The sequence below is a fragment of the Kineococcus esterisolvens genome, assembly GCF_050871405.1.
Taxonomy (GTDB): Bacteria; Actinomycetota; Actinomycetes; order Actinomycetales; family Kineococcaceae; genus Kineococcus.
Genome location: NZ_JBJLRI010000082.1, coordinates 1 through 15,864 on the forward strand (window position 1 = coordinate 1; position 15,864 = coordinate 15,864).

General features: G+C 74.9%; 18 protein-coding genes and 1 riboswitch. Of the genes, 15 read left to right on the forward strand and 3 right to left on the reverse strand.

What is annotated here, in order from left to right; all coding sequences use genetic code 11:
• Positions 1-142 precede the first annotated feature (142 nt).
• From ACRYR8_RS18530 to ACRYR8_RS18585, 12 genes are all read left to right on the forward strand, one after another.
• On the forward strand, positions 143-997 hold the full coding sequence (locus tag ACRYR8_RS18530; RefSeq protein WP_432486171.1) for a carbohydrate ABC transporter permease: 855 nt from the start codon (positions 143-145) through the stop codon (positions 995-997).
• Positions 998-999: 2 nt separating this feature from the next.
• A complete protein-coding gene (locus ACRYR8_RS18535) occupies positions 1,000-1,887 on the forward strand; it encodes a carbohydrate ABC transporter permease (protein ID WP_432485879.1) in 888 nt (295 codons plus the stop codon).
• Positions 1,888-1,927: 40 nt separating this feature from the next.
• Positions 1,928-2,626 carry a ThuA domain-containing protein gene (locus ACRYR8_RS18540; protein ID WP_432485881.1) on the forward strand — a complete coding sequence of 233 codons (699 nt, stop codon included), beginning with the start codon at positions 1,928-1,930 and terminating at the stop codon, positions 2,624-2,626.
• Positions 2,611-3,753, forward strand: coding sequence for a Gfo/Idh/MocA family protein (locus ACRYR8_RS18545; protein ID WP_432485883.1), 1,143 nt, complete (start codon positions 2,611-2,613; stop codon positions 3,751-3,753). Before ACRYR8_RS18540 ends, ACRYR8_RS18545 begins: the two co-directional genes overlap by 16 nt.
• A 98-nt stretch (positions 3,754-3,851) precedes the next feature.
• Positions 3,852-4,577: a hypothetical protein gene (locus tag ACRYR8_RS18550; protein ID WP_432485885.1), complete on the forward strand. Its 726-nt coding sequence runs from the start codon at positions 3,852-3,854 to the stop codon at positions 4,575-4,577.
• 46 nt (positions 4,578-4,623) lie between these two features.
• On the forward strand, positions 4,624-5,043 hold the full coding sequence (locus ACRYR8_RS18555; RefSeq protein ID WP_432485887.1) for a RidA family protein: 420 nt from the start codon (positions 4,624-4,626) through the stop codon (positions 5,041-5,043).
• A 626-nt stretch (positions 5,044-5,669) separates the two neighbouring features.
• Positions 5,670-6,527 (forward strand): hypothetical protein, encoded by an 858-nt coding sequence (locus ACRYR8_RS18560; RefSeq protein ID WP_432485888.1) that lies wholly within the window; start codon positions 5,670-5,672, stop codon positions 6,525-6,527.
• Between the two features lie 77 nt (positions 6,528-6,604).
• Positions 6,605-7,681 (forward strand): acyl-CoA dehydrogenase family protein, encoded by a 1,077-nt coding sequence (locus tag ACRYR8_RS18565; RefSeq protein ID WP_432485889.1) that lies wholly within the window; start codon positions 6,605-6,607, stop codon positions 7,679-7,681.
• Between the two features lie 128 nt (positions 7,682-7,809).
• Positions 7,810-8,295 carry an RNA polymerase sigma factor gene (locus ACRYR8_RS18570; RefSeq protein ID WP_432485900.1) on the forward strand — a complete coding sequence of 162 codons (486 nt, stop codon included), beginning with the start codon at positions 7,810-7,812 and terminating at the stop codon, positions 8,293-8,295.
• A complete protein-coding gene (locus ACRYR8_RS18575; protein ID WP_432485890.1) occupies positions 8,295-8,945 on the forward strand; it encodes a methylated-DNA--[protein]-cysteine S-methyltransferase in 651 nt (216 codons plus the stop codon). The genes ACRYR8_RS18570 and ACRYR8_RS18575 overlap by 1 nt, the downstream gene beginning before the upstream one ends.
• Complete coding sequence (locus tag ACRYR8_RS18580) at positions 8,942-9,127, forward strand: hypothetical protein (protein ID WP_432485891.1); 186 nt, start codon at positions 8,942-8,944, stop codon at positions 9,125-9,127. Before ACRYR8_RS18575 ends, ACRYR8_RS18580 begins: the two co-directional genes overlap by 4 nt.
• A gap of 70 nt (positions 9,128-9,197) precedes the next feature.
• On the forward strand, positions 9,198-9,749 hold the full coding sequence (locus ACRYR8_RS18585) for a DUF6328 family protein (protein WP_432485892.1): 552 nt from the start codon (positions 9,198-9,200) through the stop codon (positions 9,747-9,749).
• Here the strand turns inward: ACRYR8_RS18585 and ACRYR8_RS18590 are convergent.
• Genes ACRYR8_RS18590 through ACRYR8_RS18600 form a run of 3 tightly spaced genes read right to left on the reverse strand, consistent with a single transcriptional unit; the run spans position 9,663 to position 12,685 of the window.
• Positions 9,663-10,505: an ABC transporter ATP-binding protein gene (locus ACRYR8_RS18590; RefSeq protein ID WP_432485893.1), complete on the reverse strand. Its 843-nt coding sequence runs from the start codon at positions 10,503-10,505 to the stop codon at positions 9,663-9,665. The genes ACRYR8_RS18585 and ACRYR8_RS18590 overlap by 87 nt on opposite strands.
• A complete protein-coding gene (locus ACRYR8_RS18595) occupies positions 10,502-11,560 on the reverse strand; it encodes an ABC transporter substrate-binding protein (protein ID WP_432485895.1) in 1,059 nt (352 codons plus the stop codon). Before ACRYR8_RS18595 ends, ACRYR8_RS18590 begins: the two co-directional genes overlap by 4 nt.
• Positions 11,561-11,581: 21 nt before the next feature.
• Positions 11,582-12,685: a FecCD family ABC transporter permease gene (locus ACRYR8_RS18600; RefSeq protein ID WP_432485896.1), complete on the reverse strand. Its 1,104-nt coding sequence runs from the start codon at positions 12,683-12,685 to the stop codon at positions 11,582-11,584.
• A 193-nt stretch (positions 12,686-12,878) separates the two neighbouring features.
• Positions 12,879-12,988, forward strand: a riboswitch (SAM riboswitch).
• Between the two features lie 192 nt (positions 12,989-13,180).
• Between ACRYR8_RS18600 and ACRYR8_RS18605 the strand changes: the two genes are divergently transcribed.
• The 3 genes from ACRYR8_RS18605 (at position 13,181) to ACRYR8_RS18615 (ending at position 15,816) form a co-directional block, all read left to right on the forward strand.
• Complete coding sequence (locus tag ACRYR8_RS18605; protein ID WP_432485897.1) at positions 13,181-14,125, forward strand: MetQ/NlpA family ABC transporter substrate-binding protein; 945 nt, start codon at positions 13,181-13,183, stop codon at positions 14,123-14,125.
• Position 14,126: 1 nt separating this feature from the next.
• Positions 14,127-15,155 (forward strand): methionine ABC transporter ATP-binding protein, encoded by a 1,029-nt coding sequence (locus ACRYR8_RS18610; protein ID WP_432485898.1) that lies wholly within the window; start codon positions 14,127-14,129, stop codon positions 15,153-15,155.
• Between the two features lie 61 nt (positions 15,156-15,216).
• Positions 15,217-15,816 carry a methionine ABC transporter permease gene (locus ACRYR8_RS18615; protein WP_432485902.1) on the forward strand — a complete coding sequence of 200 codons (600 nt, stop codon included), beginning with the start codon at positions 15,217-15,219 and terminating at the stop codon, positions 15,814-15,816.
• The last annotated feature ends 48 nt before the right edge of the window (positions 15,817-15,864 follow it).

The following is a 15,864-nucleotide window of genomic DNA, read 5'->3' on the forward strand; positions in this document are numbered from 1 at the left end:
CGCGTCGTCGCCAGCGGCCGCCACGCCGACCTGCTGGCCGACCCCGCCTACCGCCGCTTCGTCACCCGCGACGCCGGCGGGGGGGGCGGGCCCGGGGGGCCCCCCCGGGGGGGGGGGGGCCGGCCCCCCCCCCCCCCCCCCCCTGGCCTGGCTGGTGCTGCCCGCCCTGGCCTTCTTCACCCTGTTCGGGATCATCCCCCTCATCGGCGTCTTCATCCTGAGCTTCACCGACTGGGACGGCATCGGGGACCTCCGCTTCGCCGGCCTCGACAGCTGGACGGCCGTCCTGAAGGACCCGGAACTGCCCAATGCCCTGCTGGTGACGTTCCTCATCATGGCGCTGTCCTGGCTGTTCCAGACGCCGATCAGCCTGCTCATCGGCGTCTTCATCGCGGGTCACCAGCGCTACCGCGCCTTCCTGGCGGTGCTGTACTTCGTGCCGCTGCTGCTGAGCTCGGCGGCCATCGCCATCGTCTACAAGGCGCTGCTCGACCCGAACTTCGGCATCGGCTCCGGCCTGGGCCTGTCGTTCCTGAACCAGGACTGGCTGGGCCGGCGGTGGCTGGCGCTGGGCGTCGTCGTCTTCGTCGTGTCCTGGCAGTTCGTGCCGTTCCACTCGCTCATCTACCAAGGCGGGGTGCGGCAGATCCCCGCCTCGATGTACGAGGCGGCGCAGCTGGACGGTGCGGGCCGGGTCAAGCAGTTCTTCCACATCACCGTCCCGCAGCTGAAGTACACGATCATCACGTCCTCGACGCTGATGGTCGTCGGGTCGCTGACCTTCTTCGACCTGATCTTCGTGCTGACCCAGGGTGGCCCGGGCAACGCCACGCGCGCACTGGCGCTGGACATGTACCTGCGCGGCTTCCGGGCCAGCCTCATGGGCCAGGCCAGCGCCATCGCCGTCATCCTCGTCCTCGTCGGGCTCGCGCTGGCACTCGCGCTGCAGCGCCTGGGCGGCAAGGACTCGAAGAGCAGCCAGTTGGAAGGTGCCTGAGCATGGCCACGACCGTCTCCACCCCGCGGCGGACGCCGGCGCGAGCGTCCAGCGCACCCCGCGGCGGCAACTCCCAGCGACGCAACTACCTGGGTGGTCTCGCCGGGTGGATCTGGCTCGCGATCATCATCGTGCCGATCTACTGGATCGTCGTCACCAGCTTCAAGGAGCAGTCGGAGTACTTCGGCAGCAACCCGCTGGCGCTGCCGGAGAACCCCACCTTCGCCGCGTACCAGCAGGTCATCGAGGCGGACATCGCCCGGTACTTCCTCAACAGCGTCATCATCACCGTGGGTTCCGTGGTCCCGGCGGTCCTGATGTCCTTCATGGCCGCGTTCGCCATCGTGCGCGGCGGCGGGGGGAAGTTCCTCAAGGCGGTCAACGGCGTCTTCCTCATGGGGCTGGCCATCCCGCTGCAGGCCACGATCATCCCGGTGTACCTGATCATCATCCGGCTGGAGCTGTACGACACCCTGGTGGCGCTGATCCTGCCGTCGATCGCCTTCGCCATCCCGCTGACGGTGCTGCTGCTGTCGAACTTCATCCGCGACGTCCCCAACGAGCTGTTCGAGTCCATGCGCCTGGACGGCTCCAGCGAGTGGGGCAGCATGTGGCGCCTGGCCTTCCCGCTGACTCGGCCGGCCATCGTCACGGTGGGCATCTACAACGCGCTGCAGGTCTGGAACGGTTTCCTGCTGCCCCTGGTCCTCACCCAGAGCCCGGAGAAGCGCGTGATGCCGCTGGCGCTGTGGACGTTCCAGGGCCAGTACACCGTGAACATCCCCGCCGTCCTGGCCGCCGTGGTCCTCAGCACCCTGCCGATCCTCGTGGTCTACGTCATCGGACGCCGTCAGCTCATCGCCGGCCTCACCGCCGGCTTCAGCAAGTGACGCACCACCGCACCGGAAACCCCCGGAAGGAACGCTCCTCGTGACCGAACGGCAAGCGCTCGTCGTGCGCGGCGGCTGGGACGGGCACCACCCCGTCGAGGCCACCGACGCGTTCATCCCGCACCTGCGCGCGAACGGGTTCGAGGTGCGCGTCGAGGAGGACTCCACGAAGGTCTACGCAGACACGGCCTACATGGCCGGCGTGGACCTGATCGTGCAGTGCATGACGATGACGAGCATCGAGAAGGACGAGCTGTCCGGGCTGATGTCGGCCGTCGAGGCCGGTACCGGCCTCGCCGGCTGGCACGGCGGCATCGCCGACTCCTACCGCAACTCCTCGGACTACCTCCACCTGGTCGGCGGCCAGTTCGCCTGCCACCCCGGCAAGCACCCCGACGAGCGCGAGGGGGACGAGACCGACAACTTCGTCCCCTACCGCGTGGAGATGACGGCGGCGGGCGCCGAGCACCCGGTCACCGCCGGCATCGGCGACTTCGACCTGGTGACCGAGCAGTACTGGGTCCTCACCGACGACTACGTCGACGTCCTGGCGACCACCACGCAGGCCGTGCGCGAGTGGGACCCGTGGAACCGCCCGGTCACCTCCCCCGCGGTCTGGACCCGCCAGTGGGGGCAGGGGCGCGTCTTCGTGGCCACCCCCGGGCACGACATGAGCGTCCTGAGGAACCCGGCAGTGAAGACGATCGTCGAGAGGGGTCTGCTGTGGGCGGCCCGGTGACCCAGCCCCTGCGCGTCGGCGTCGTCGGCGCCGGCACGATCAGCGCGCAGTACTCCGCGTGCCTGCAGAGGCTGCCGCAGCTGCGCGTCACGGCCGTCTCCGACCTGAACACCGAGCGCGCCGGCGCACTGGCCGCCGAGCACGACGGCGCCCGCGTCCTGGCCCTGCCGGAACTGCTGGCGGCGGACGACGTGGACGTGGTGCTCAACCTGACGCTGCCGTCCACGCACGCCGACATCGCCCTGCAGGCCCTGGCCGCCGGCAAGCACGTCTACGGCGAGAAGCCGCTGGCGATGTCCGTGACCGAGGGCCGCGAGGTCGTCGAGGCCGCCGCGGCCGCGGGTCTGCGGGTCGGCTGCGCCCCCGACACCGTGCTCGGCACCGGCGTGCAGACCGCCCGCGCCCTCGTCGACGCCGGGGAGATCGGCGTTCCGCACTCCGCGACGGCGTTCATGACGACGCCGGGCCACGAGCGCTGGCACCACTTCCCGGACTTCTACTACCAGCCCGGCGGCGGCCCGCTGCTGGACATGGGCCCGTACTACGTCACCTCCCTCGTGCAGCTCCTCGGGCCGGTGGAGCGCGTGGTCGGCGTGTCCTGGCGCCCGTCGGCCACCCGGACGATCGGGCAGGGCCCGCGAGCCGGGGAGTCCTTCGACGTCACCACCGACAGTTCCGTGTCCGGGGTCCTCGTGCACGCCTCGGGCGCCGTGTCCACGCTGGTGATGAGCTTCGACACCTGGGCCGCGCGCCTGCCGCGCATCGAGGTCCACGGCACCGGCGGGTCCCTGTCGGTGCCCGACCCGAACCACTTCGACGGCACCGTGGAGCTCTACTCCGCGGCCACCGCGCCGCCGCCCGGCCCGGGCGCGGACCACGACGCGAATTGGCGCGACGCCGGTGTGCGCGCCGGGTACCTGGGCGCCGGCCGCGGCTACGGCCTCGCCGACCTCGCGGTCGCCCTGGGCGAGGGGCGCGCCCACCGCGCCGGCGACGAGGTCGCCCTGCACGTCCTGGACGTCATGGAGTCCGTGCAGCGCGCCGCCGACACCCGCGCGAGCGTGGAGCTGACCACGACGTGCGAGCGGCCCGCGCCGGTCGACGGCCCGGTGGACCTCACCGCCTGAACCGCGGGGCGGGCCCCGCAGCCGCACGGCTGCGGGGCCTCGTCACCTGTTCAGGCGTTCGCCAGTCAGCGAGTCGCTACTGCGCGTAACTTCACGGTATGCGAATGCCCCGTGGTGCGATGGCGCTCGTCGGTGCCGCCTGCCTCACCCTGACGTCCGCGCCGGCCCAGGCGGCGCCCGTGACGGACCTGCGGGTCGCCCCCACGGCGTCCTCGAACGCCCGCGGGACCTCGGTCACCTGGGCGGTGACCGTCACCTGCCCGAGGGGCACCCCCTTCACCGTCGAGGCCCTCCTCGACCAGTACGACACCAGCGCCCCCTGGTACGACGGCGGCGACTTCGGCGTGAGGGCCGGCACCGACGGCCCCGAGGCCACGGGTCGCTGCGAGGGCGCGCCCCAGCGCGTCACCCTGCGGCTGCCCGTGGCGAGCGGCGAGGACCGGTCGTTCTGGCCGATCGTGCCGAGCACGTCGGTGGTGGCGTTCGCGTCGCTGAGCGCGGGCGACGCGGAGGACTCCCACTGCTCGGGGCCCGCGTGCGCCGACGAGGGCACGCCCCGGGTGGCGATCACCGGCTGCCCGACGAGGTCCTCGCTGTCGTACGAGCTGGCGCCCCGGGAGGTCTGGGGCGGGGGCGCCGGCACGATCGCCACCGCGTACGGGCCGGTGATCCGGTACGACCGCAACGACCGGTTCGTCCTCGGCGACCGCGAGGTGTCCTACCGGGAGTGGGTCGCCCGCGCGGCGGAGTGGCCCGGGCAGCGGCTGTCGGGCACCGTCCGCGCCGCGCCCTCGGCGGTCCAGGACCTGGTCCTGCGCCCCTGACGGCGGGGCGCGCGCGTCCTCCCGCCCGTCCGGCACACTGCCCTGCGTGAGCGAGCAGCAGCAGGGCGGGCGCGTCCTCGTGTCGTCGGGGGCCGTGTGGGAGCCCCTGGTGGGCTACTCCCGCGCGGTGCGGGTGGGGAACCACGTGTGGGTGGCGGGCACGACCGCCGCGGGTCCCGACGGCAGGGCCGCCGCCGGAACCGCCGGTGACGCCGCCGCGCAGACCCGCGAGGCGCTGCGCCGCGTCGAGGCCGCCCTCGCGCAGGCCGGTGCGAGCCTGGCCGACGTCGTGCGCACCCGCCTGCACGTCACCGACATCTCGCGGTGGGAGGAGGTCGGCCGGGCGCACGGTGAGTACTTCGCCGGTGTGCGCCCGGCCGCCACGATGGTGCAGGTCGCCGCCCTCATCGACCCCAGCCTGCTCGTGGAGGTGGAGGTCGACGCCGTCGTGACGGCGGGCGGCTGACGGCCGCCGCCGGCGCGCGGCGGCAGGCGGTGGAGCAGCTGCTGGAACAGCCGCTGGAGCGGCCGCAGCACCGCGCGGGTTCCCGGGGCACCCGTGCGACCGGCCCCGCGACGTGCGCGGCTCGCGCGGCGTGGACGACGAGTTTCCGTCGGTAGGTGGAACGCCTTGCGTGGCAACGGGAACGGGGTGGCGGGGGAGCCGTCCGGGCCGGGGTTCGTGGTTCCCGTCGCCGTCACCGGACCCGCTCCGGCGACGAGGTCGGCAGCGTGACGAACATCACCAGGTGTTTGACAACGCCGGTTCCAACCCCAACGATGCAACCGACAGCCGGACCGGGGGGTACGGCACCAGGACGCCGAGCAGTTCCCACTGCTCCCCGAGACCCCCCGGAGGTAGAACCCCACCTGCCACGCGCAGGACGGCTGGAGAGGCCGGGCCTGCACGCTTCCGCCTGCCCGCCCGTGCCGGCAGGCCCACGACCGCCTCCTCCCGAAAGTGGGTCATCCATGTCCGTCCGCACCCGTCGCACCCGATTCAGATCCGTCGCCGTCACCCTCACCGCACTGCTGTGCGCCGGTGCGGCACCGGCGGCAGCCGGTGCCGCCGTCGAAGCGGAAACCGCTGCCGTGGAGAGCGCGACCGGGGCGGCCGCCGGCGAGGCGGGACGGGAGTTCCTGAAAACGCCCGCCCTGGCCGCCGACGCGCTCGTGTGGCGCCCCTCCGCCACCAACCGCACCTTCACCGCGCCGTCCGACCGGGACGTGCGCATCGAGTGGCCCTCCACCCCCGTCGACGTCGAGGGCGGCCTGCAGCTGAACGGCGGCCGCAACGTCGTCTCCGTCGGCGGCACGGTGAAACCCTCCAAGAGGTACTTCCCCTCCGGGCAGGACACTCCCAACGACAACCGGTGCCTGTACATCACGGGGAACAACCGCTCGGCCGGCCCTCGCACCGTCCACATCGAGGGTTTGCACTGCGCCGGTGAGCACATCTGGGAGGGCATCAACATCGATGCCCGGGGGGAGCGCGGTTCCCTCACCGTCAACCTGCGCAACATCCTGATCGACGGCGTGAACGTCGAGTACCCCGGCGGCAGCGGCAAGCACATCGGCGGCGACGCCCTGCAGGTGTGGAACGGCCCGCACGCGCTGCGGGTCGACGGTTTCACCGCCAAGAACCTCGAGTACCAGGGTTTCTTCCTGCAGCCGTACTCCCGCGGTTCCGGTTCCCTGGGTGACTGGGACATCCGCAACGTGAACCTCGTCGGTGCGGACTCGGGTTCCGCGTTCCTGCTGTGGGTGAGCTCGCTGAACCGGATCGACGTGGACTGGGAGAACGTCTACGTGGAGGGCGGCGGGGACCGCTCCCGCAGCCGCACCGTGTGGCAGTCGGGTTCCTACGACTCCTCCGAGGTCGTCAGCGGCCTCGCGCCGCGCGACTACGTGCGCCCGGCCGGCGGCGGAACGGGCGCCCGGGCCGCCTGAGCCGGGCCCGGTCGTCCCCCCGGTCGTCCCCCGGTCGTCCCCGGTCCCCGTCACGCGCACCTGCCAGGATGGGGCGCGTGACGGGGACCGGAGCGCACGCGCTGGAGCCGGGGACGGCCGCGGACCTGCGGGCGGTCGCGGAGCGGTTCGCGGTCACCGCCGCCGCGGTGGACGCGGGGGAGCGGGACGTGCGCGAGGGGCTGCGGCTGCTCGGCCGGTGGGGGCTGCTGGCCCCCTCCGGTGCTCCGGGGGAGCGGCTGGCGGCATCGGTGGCGGTGCTGCGGGCCGTGGCCTCCGCCAGCCTGGCCGACGCCTTCTCCGCCTGGTCCCAGACCGTGGTCGTCGAGTACCTGGAGCGGTTCCCGCCCGCCGGGGGCGGCGGGGAGCTGCTGGCCGGGCTGCGCGCCGGCACCGCGTGCGGAGCGACCGCGCTGGCACCCGCCCTCGCCGACGTCGCGGGCGGGCCGCCGGTGCCCGTCGTGGCCACGCCCACCCGCGCGGGTTCCTGGCGGCTGGACGGTGAGCTGCCGTGGGCGTCCAACCTCTTCGACGACGCCGCGCTCGTGCTGCCCGCCCGCACCCCCGACGGCGGGCGGCTGGTGGCGCTGGTGCGCCTGGGTGCTCCCGGCGTCCACCTGCGGCCGGTGGGCGAGCTGCTGGCCCTGAACTCCACCGGTACCGCGGCCGTGCAGCTGGACGGGGCCGTGGCCGGTCCCGGTGCGGTCCTCGCGCGCGACCTGACCGCCTTCGTCGGCGCCTGCCGCCCGGTGATGCTGCTCACCCAGGCGGCCCTGGCGCTCGGCGTCGCCGACGCCGCCCTCGACGGTGCGGCCACCCACCTGCACGGCGCCGAGGGCGTCGCGGGCGGGGACCACCGGGAACTGCTCGGCGAGCGCGACCGGCTCGCCGCACGCCTGGGCCGGCTGGCGCGCGAGCCCGGCCACCAGGGGCCCACCGGGCCCGCGGCCGCCCGCCTCGACGCGCTGCACCTGGTCGCGCGCGCCGTCACCGTCGAGGGCCTGCTCGCCGCCGGCGCCGGCTACCGGGCCGCCCACCCGGCCGCCCGGCGCCGCCGGGAGGCCGCCTTCCTGCCCGTGCAGGCGCCCGGCGAGCTGCAGCTGCGCCGGGCGCTGGCCGGGGCCGCCGCGCGGTGAGCCGCCCCGCTCCCGGCGACGCCCCGTCCGCGATCTCACGCGGGGCCGCCCCCGGACGTCCACCGGGTGTGGGAGAACGCGAGGACGTGCGGCGGCGACCGCCGGGACCGCCGGGACCGCCGGGGCCGCTGGAGCCGTTCGAGACCGTCGTGCAGCGGCACGGGGCGGTGGTGCTGCGGGTGTGCCGTGCCGTCGTCGGCCCCGACGCGGCCGACGACGCCTGGTCCGAGACGTTCCTCGCGGCGCTGCGCGCCTACCCCTCGCTGCCGCCCGGCAGCGACGTGCGGGCGTGGCTGGTGACGATCGCGCACCGCAAGGCGGTCGACGCTCACCGCGCCGCCCGCCGCCGGCCGGTGCCGACCGAACGGCTGCCCGAGACCCCCGCACCCGAGGGCCCGGCGCACGACCCGGTGCGCGACGCGCGGCTGTGGGCGGCCGTGGCGGCGCTGCCGCCCAAGCAACGCCGGTGCGTGGCCTACCACCACCTCGCCGGCCTGCCGCACGCCGAGGTCGCCGCCCTGGTGGGCGGCACGCCGGAGGCGGCGCGGCGCGCGGCGGCGGACGGGATCGCCGCGCTGCGCAGGACCTGGGGACCGGAACGGGAGGAGGAGTGATGCAGGGACGGGGAGCGGTGGACGAGCACCTGCCCGGCGCCGCGGACGAGGGCGCCGACCTGGCCGCGCTGCGGGCCGCCCTGGCGGCGCGCGCGGCCGCCGACGGACTGCTGGACGTGGCGTACCGCACGCTGGACTCCCCGGTGGGGCCGCTGCTGCTGGCCGCCACCGAGCGCGGGGTGGTGCGGGTGGCCTTCGGCCGCGAGGACCACGACGCGGTGCTGGCGGCGCTCGCGGCGCGGCTGAGCCCGCGCGTGCTGCACGCCCCCGCCCGGCTGGAGGCGGCGGCGCGCGAGCTGGGCGAGTACTTCGAGGGCCGGCGCGAGGGGTTCGACCTGCCGCTGGACCTGTCGCTGGCCGCCGGCTTCCGCCGCGACGTCCTCGGCGCGCTGCGCGCGCTGCCCTACGGCACCACGGCCACCTACACCCGCGTCGCCGGCCTGGCCGGGAGCCCCCGCGCCGTGCGGGCCGTCGGCACCGCCTGCGCCCGCAACCCCCTGCCGCTGCTGGTGCCCTGCCACCGCGTCGTGCGCAGCGACGGCGGCACCGGGGAGTACGTCGGCGGCGCGGCCGCCAAGCGGCTGCTGCTGGACCTGGAGTCCGGCCCCGGGTCGACGGCGGCCGGTGGGCGCGGCATGGTGGGCCCGTGAGCGAGACGAGTGCAGAGGACTTCCAGCCCCAGACCGCTCCGCGCCCCGACGACGTCGACGCCGTGCAGGACGCCGCCGAGCAGGAGCGGTTGCGCCGCGCCGCCGAGCGCCCCGAGCCGGCCGACGCCGACGAGCGCGAGGAACCCGCCCTCCTCGAGGGCCCCGACGACGAGGTGGTCTGAGCACCGCCGCCGGCGCGCCCGTGGACGTCCCGGGCTGCCGGGTGCCGCGGGGATCCCTACCGTGGGCCCGGTGAGCACCCCCATCACCGGACCGGGCGACCCGTACGCGGGCCTGCGCAACGAGACGCCCACCGAGCGGCTGGACCGCAACTGGGTGGAGCTCCTGCAGGAGCTGCGCGTGGTGCAGACCGGCGTGCAGCTCCTCGCCGGGTTCCTCCTGACGCTGCCGTTCCAGTCCCGCTTCGACGAGCTGGACACCTTCCAGCGCACCGTGTACGTGTCGGTGCTCCTGATGGCCGTCATCGCGATCGTGCTGTTCGTCGCACCCGTGGGGTACCACCGGGCGTTGTTCCAGCGGCGGTCCAAGGCGCGGCTGGTGCGGGTGGGCACGAGGTTCGCCAAGGCCGGCCTGGCCGCCGTCGGGTTCGTCGTGGTGGGTGCGGTGCTGCTCGTCGTCGACGTCGTCGCCGGGCGCGTCGCGGGTGCGGTGGCCGCCGGGGGGATCGGGCTGCTGGTGACGGCGTGCTGGTGGCTGCTACCCGCGCTGGCCGTGCGCTCCGTGCAGGCCCAGCACTCCGGGGAGGCGGGGAGCTCCCGGGAGGGGGCTTACCCCGTCCCGTGAGGCCGGTGGCCGCAGCACCAGCTGGAAGCCGCCCTCCACCTCCACCTGGTGCGCCTCGACGCCGTACACGGCCTCCACGCGCTGCGGGGTGAGCACGTCCGCGGGAGCGCCGGTGGCCACCACGCGCCCCTCCACCAGCAGCACCAGCTCGTCGCAGTGCGCGGCGGCCAGGTTCAGGTCGTGAAGCACCACCACGACGGTGCGGCCCAGCCCGCGCAGCAGCGCCAGCACCTCGTGCTGGTAGCGCACGTCCAGGTGGTTCGTCGGCTCGTCCAGCAGCAGGTTCGGCGCCCGCTGGGCCAGTGCGCGGGCGATGAGCACGCGCTGGCGCTCGCCGCCGGACAGCTCGGGGAACGCCCGCCCCGCCAGGTGCAGGGCCCCGACCCGTTGCAGGGCGGCCGCCGCGATGCCCTCGTCGGCGGCGCCGGCGCGGGAGAACGCGCCGCGGTGCGGGGTGCGGCCCAGCAGCACGACGTCGGCCACGCTCAGCGGCAGGCCCCCCTCGCCCTCCTGCGCCACGATCGCCACCCGGCGCGCGACCTCCCGCACTGACAGCCCCGCGACGTCGTCGCCGTCGACGTGCACGCTGCCGGCGGCCGGGCGCAGCGAGCCGTGCAGCGTGCGCAGCAGCGTCGTCTTGCCGCTGCCGTTGGGGCCGATGAGCCCCAGCACGCGCCCGGGGGCCGCCTCCAGGTCCACGCCGTGCAGGACGGGGTGGCGGCGGTGGGAGAACCGCACGCCGCGCGCGCGGATCACGGGGCGACCGCGGCGGGGGCGCCGGGGCCGAAGGCGTCCGCGACGCGTTCCAGGCCGGTCACGGCCAGCGGGGTGGCCGGCTCGGTGAAGTTGAACAGCTGCACCAGGACGTTCCCCTCCCGGACCGCCCTCATCCCCTCCGCGCCCGGCAGTCCCGTCACGGCTTCGAGCACGGGGCCGGGCTCGCCGTCGCCGTGCAGCAGCACCAGCACCTCCGGGTCGCGCGCCAGCAGCTCCTCGCGGGTCACCTCGAACACCCGCTGGTCCACGTCGGCGAACACGTTGCGCAACCCGGCCGCCTCCAGCTGCGGGGTGGCGGTGCTGCCTGCGCCGTAGGCGTAGGTGACGCCGCCGCCGACGGTCGGGTACAGCACGGCCGCGGTGCGCACCGGCGCGCCGGCGGCGGCCACCCGCTCGCGCACGGCCTCGACGCGCTCGCGCAGCCCGGCCGCCACCTCGGCCGCCCGCTCCTCGCGCCCGAACACGCGGCCGTACAGCTCCACCTGCTCGTACACGTCCTCGAAGCCCGGGTCGGCAGCGCCCGTCTCGCACAGCGCCGGCTCCTCCAGCAGCGCGATCCCCGAGGCGGCGAGCGAGGAGCGGTCCAGGTTGTCGACCTCGCCGAGCACCAGGTCCGGCCGCTGGGCCAGCACCACCTCCCGGGAGATCTGCAGGTGGCCGCTGGTGTCGGTGCGGTCGGTCAGCAGCGGCACGGCGTCCAGCTCGCTCAGCGTCCGGGCGTCGTAGTACTCCCGCGGGTACTGCCCGGCCCGCGCCACGACCCGGTCCATCACGCCCAGCTCGTGCAGGTAGGGCACGGCGGCGCTCTTGAGGAGCACGACCCGCTCCGGGACGGCGTCCAGGACCACGGGCTGCCCGCAGTTCACCAGCTCCAGGTGGGGCCGGGACGAGGTGGTCGCGTCGGCGGTGCCGTCCGCGGGGCCGCCGCTGCCGCAGCCGGCGGCCAGCAGGGCGCAGGCCGCCGCGAGCACGGTGCCCGTGCGGCGGCGGTCTGCTCGGCGGTCTGCTCGGCGAGCGGGGCGGGGGGTGTTCACGGGGACCTCCTGGGGACCGGGTCAGGCGCCGGTGCGGGTGCTGCGCACCAGCCACAGCAGGAAGGGGCATCCGGCGAGCGCGGTGACGATGCCGATGGGCAGCTCCTGCGGCGCCAGCAGGGTGCGGGCCAGCAGGTCGGCGGCCACGAGGAACGCCGCGCCCAGCAGGGCGGCGGCGGGCACCGACCAGCGGTGCGCGCCGCCCACCAGGCGCCGGGCCACGTGCGGCACCACCAGGCCGACGAAGCCGATCGTCCCGGAGGCGGCCACCAGCACCCCCACGCACAGCGAGACCACGGCCAGCAGCACCGTGCGGAACGCCGCGGGGGACACGCCCAGGCCGCGCGCGGTCTCGTCGCCCATCGCGAGGGCGTCCAGCCGCGGCCCCCACGCGGTGAGCAGGGTGACGGTGGCGGCGACCACGACGAGCACGGCCGCCAGGGGCGCGCCCCACGCGGCCAGGCCCAGCGAGCCCAGCAGCCAGAACACCACCGAGCGGGCGCCCTCGGCCGATCCGGAGGCGAAGACGAGGAAGCTGGTGGCCGCGTGCAGTGCGTAGCCGACCGCGACGCCCGACAGCAGCAGCCGGGCCGAGGTGACCTGCCCCGCGCTGCGCGCCACGGCGTACACGAGCACCGAGGCGGCCAGCGCACCGGTGAAGGCGCTGCCGGACAGCGCGTGCTCGCCCCAGCCGGCGCCGGCGCCCAGCAGCAGCGCCGCCGCGGCGCCCGTGGAGGCGCCGGAGCTGACGCCCAGCAGCTGCGGGTCGGCCAGCGGGTTGCGCACCATGGCCTGCAGGGCCGCCCCGCACACCGCCAGCCCGGCGCCCACGGCCAGGCCCAGCAGCACCCGCGGCAGCCGCACGTCCCACACGACGGCCTCCACGACCGGGTCGGGCACCACTGCCGGGGAGCGGGTCCCGGGCAGGTGGTGGGCCACCACGCGCAGGACGTCGGCGGGCTCGACGGCCGCCGCGCCCACGGCCGCGCCCGCCAGCGCGGCGGCGACGGTCAGCGCGGCGAGCGCGGTGAGTGCGACGGCGCCGCGCCGCCCCCGCGCGCGGCGGCCCAGCGGGTCGCGCGGCAGCGGGGGGGACGATCGGGCCGGTGCACCGGTTGCCGGCACGGGGGACCTCCTGCGGGCGTCGACCGGTGGGGCTTGTTGCAACTTACTCGCGACAAGCCCCGGTGGCCGTACCGGTCCCCGCGGACGGCGGGCAAGCGGGCACGACCGGGCACGACCGGAAGGGACCGGAAGGGACCGGAAGGGACCGGACACGTTTTGACCTCCGATCCGGCACCTCGTTACCATTGCTCCCGGCATCGAGCGTCAGCGACAAGCCCTGGCTGGCTGACCGGCAACCCTCGTCCGCGGTGGGGTGCTCCAGGTGAAAGCCCGGCGGGACGGAGCGTCCCGCAAGCGTGTGGCCGTGCCGTCACGGAGGTGGCGGGAACGGCCTGGCCGAGCAGGAGGCAACCCGTCGTGAGCCCGCGCGCCACGTCCCCCTCGTGTCCCCGGGGCGGCGCCGCCACCCGCGGCTGACCGCCCCGCCCACGCCGCCCGCCCGTCCGGGTGCCGGCGGCGGACCGATCCCGCACCACCCCTCACGAGGAGCCCGTCGTGTCCAGCGCCACCCCGCCCGCCCTGCCCGACAAGCCGCAGCGCAGCAAGCTGCCGATCCTCATCGGCGCCGCCGTCGTCGTGGTCGTCGCCGTCGTCATCGCGCTCGTCGTGCGCAACACCGGTGAGGACACCACCACCACCGCCGCCGGCGGCGAGACCGTCCGCATCGGCGTGACCGACCAGGCCGAGCCGTACTGGAACACCTACGTCGACCTGGCGCAGGAGCGCCTCGGCGTCGACGTCGAGCTGGTGAACTTCTCCGACTACAGCCTGCCGAACCCGGCGCTGAGCCAGGGCGAGGTCGACCTCAACCAGTTCCAGCACACCCAGTACCTCGCGAACTACAACGTCACCGCGGGCGACGACCTGCAGCCCGTCGGCTCCACCGCCGTGTACCCGCTGCCGCTGTACTCCACCGAGCACGACGACCCGTCGCAGTTCCCGCAGGGCGCGAAGATCGCCATCCCCGACGACGCGATCAACGAGGCGCGCGCGCTGCTCGTTCTCCAGGACGCCGGCCTGCTGACCCTGGCCGGTGGCGGCTCCGCGTTCTCCACCGTCGCGGACGTGGAGACCTCCACGGTCGAGGTCGTCCCGCTGGACGCCTCCCAGACCGCCGGTGCCCTGCAGAGCGGTTCCGTGGCCGGCGCCGTGGTGAACAACAACTACGCCACCAGCGCCGGACTGCCGGTCGACGCCGTCGTCCACCAGGACGACCCGGAGAGCGAGTCCGCCGTGCCCTACGTGAACCTCTTCGTCTCCCGCGCCGAGGACACCGGGAACCAGACCTACCTCGACCTCGCCGAGCTCATCCACGACCCCGCCGTGCAGGAGGAGTTCGTCAAGAGCTACCCGCAGGCCGTCGTCCGCGACGTCGACGCCGCCACCCTGCAGGAGCAGCTGGTGGACGTCGAGGAGGACGCGCGGGCGGCGCAGGGCTGAGATGGCCGACCCCATCGTGCGCCTGCAGGGCGTCACCAAGCGGTACGAGCGCTCCGGGAAGGTCGTCACCGCCGTCGACGACGTCAGCCTCGACGTGCACGCCGGCGAGGTCCTCGCCGTCATCGGGTACTCCGGGGCCGGCAAGTCCACGCTCGTGCGGCTGGTGAACGCCCTGGAGGCGCCCACGTCCGGGACGGTCACCGTCGCCGGGCGGGAGCTGACGCGACTGCCCGAGAAGCAGTTGCGGGCCGCGCGCCGGGAGATCGGCATGATCTTTCAGCAGTTCAACCTGTTCCGCTCCCGCACCGTCGCCGGGAACGTCGCCTACCCGCTGAAGGTGGCCGGCGTGGACAAGGCGCAGCGCGAGGCGCGGGTGGCGGAGCTGCTGGACTTCGTCGGCCTGCTGGAACGCGCCCACGCCCACCCGGAGCAGCTGTCCGGCGGGCAGAAGCAGCGCGTCGGCATCGCCCGCGCGCTCGCGACGAACCCGCCGCTGCTGCTGGCCGACGAGGCCACCAGCGCGCTGGACCCGGAGACCACCACCGAGGTCCTCTCGCTGCTGCGGCGGGTCAACCGCGAGCTGGGCGTGACGATCGTCGTCATCACCCACGAGATGGACGCGGTGCGGCAGATCGCCGACCGGGTGGCGGTCATGGAAGCCGGCCGCGTCGTCGAGGTCGGCGACGTCTACGACGTGTTCTCCGACCCGCAGACCCCGCCGGCGCAGCGGTTCGTGCGCAGCGTCCTGCACGACCGGCCCACCCCCGAGCAGCTGGCGCGCCTGCGCGACCACCACTCCGGTCGCCTCGTCACCGTGCGGATCACCGACGAGCCGGGCCTGCAGAAGCGCATCGACGACGCGTTCACCACCGCCGGGGTGCGCACCGAGCTCGTGCACGGCGGCGTGGGGGAGCTGCGCGAGCGGCGCATCGGTTCCCTGACCTACGAGGCCACCGGTCCGGACGGGGCGGTGGACGCGGCCCTCGCCGCGCTGCGCGACGCGGGCATCACCGCCGAGGAGGAGGTCTGACGTGGAGGGCTTCACCCGGACGTTCGACGTCTACCTCGATTCCATCGGCGAGACGCTGTTCATGGCGCTGGTCTCGATGGTCGCCTCCGGCGTCCTCGGCCTGGCGCTCGGCATCGCCCTGTACGCCACCCGCCCCGGGAACCTGCTCGGCAACCGGGTCGTGTTCGGCGTCCTCGGCGTCGTGGTGAACATCGTGCGCCCCGTCCCGTTCGTCATCTTCCTCGCGGCGGTGACACCGCTGCAGATCGCGGTGCTCGGCACCACCATCGGCACGGGGGCGGTGACGTTCGCCATCGCGCTGGCCGCGGCGTTCGCGGTCTCGCGCATCGTGGAGCAGAGCCTCGTCGGGGTGGACCCGGGCGTGGTGGAGGCCGCGCGCGCCACCGGCGCCTCCCGGCTGGGGATCCTCTTCGGGGTCGTCGTCCCCGAGGGCCTGGGGCCGCTCGTGCTGGGCTACACGTTCATCTTCGTCGGCATCGTCGACATGACCGCCCAGGCGGGCCTCGTCGGTGGTGGCGGCCTGGGCGACTACGCCATCACGTACGGCTCCCAGCGCTACGACTGGGGCATCGTCTACGTCAGCGTGGCCACGATCATCGTCATCGTCCAGCTGGGGCAGCTCATCGGGAACCGCATCGCCCGGGGCGTCCTGCGCCGCTGACGGCGCTCGCCTCCCGCCGGTGGGCGGGTCCCCGCGCGGCGGGGACCC

What these genes read in the sequence shown, in the direction of transcription:
- ACRYR8_RS18615 (WP_432485902.1), top strand. Translation starts at nt 15,217, where the DNA reads ATGGCGCTGGTCTCGATGGTCGCCTCCGGCGTCCTCGGCCTGGCGCTC.
- ACRYR8_RS18550 (WP_432485885.1), top strand. Translation starts at nt 3,852, where the DNA reads ATGCGAATGCCCCGTGGTGCGATGGCGCTCGTCGGTGCCGCCTGCCTC.
- ACRYR8_RS18575 (WP_432485890.1), top strand. Translation starts at nt 8,295, where the DNA reads ATGCAGGGACGGGGAGCGGTGGACGAGCACCTGCCCGGCGCCGCGGAC.
- ACRYR8_RS18535 (WP_432485879.1), top strand. Translation starts at nt 1,000, where the DNA reads ATGGCCACGACCGTCTCCACCCCGCGGCGGACGCCGGCGCGAGCGTCC.
- ACRYR8_RS18610 (WP_432485898.1), top strand. Translation starts at nt 14,127, where the DNA reads ATGGCCGACCCCATCGTGCGCCTGCAGGGCGTCACCAAGCGGTACGAG.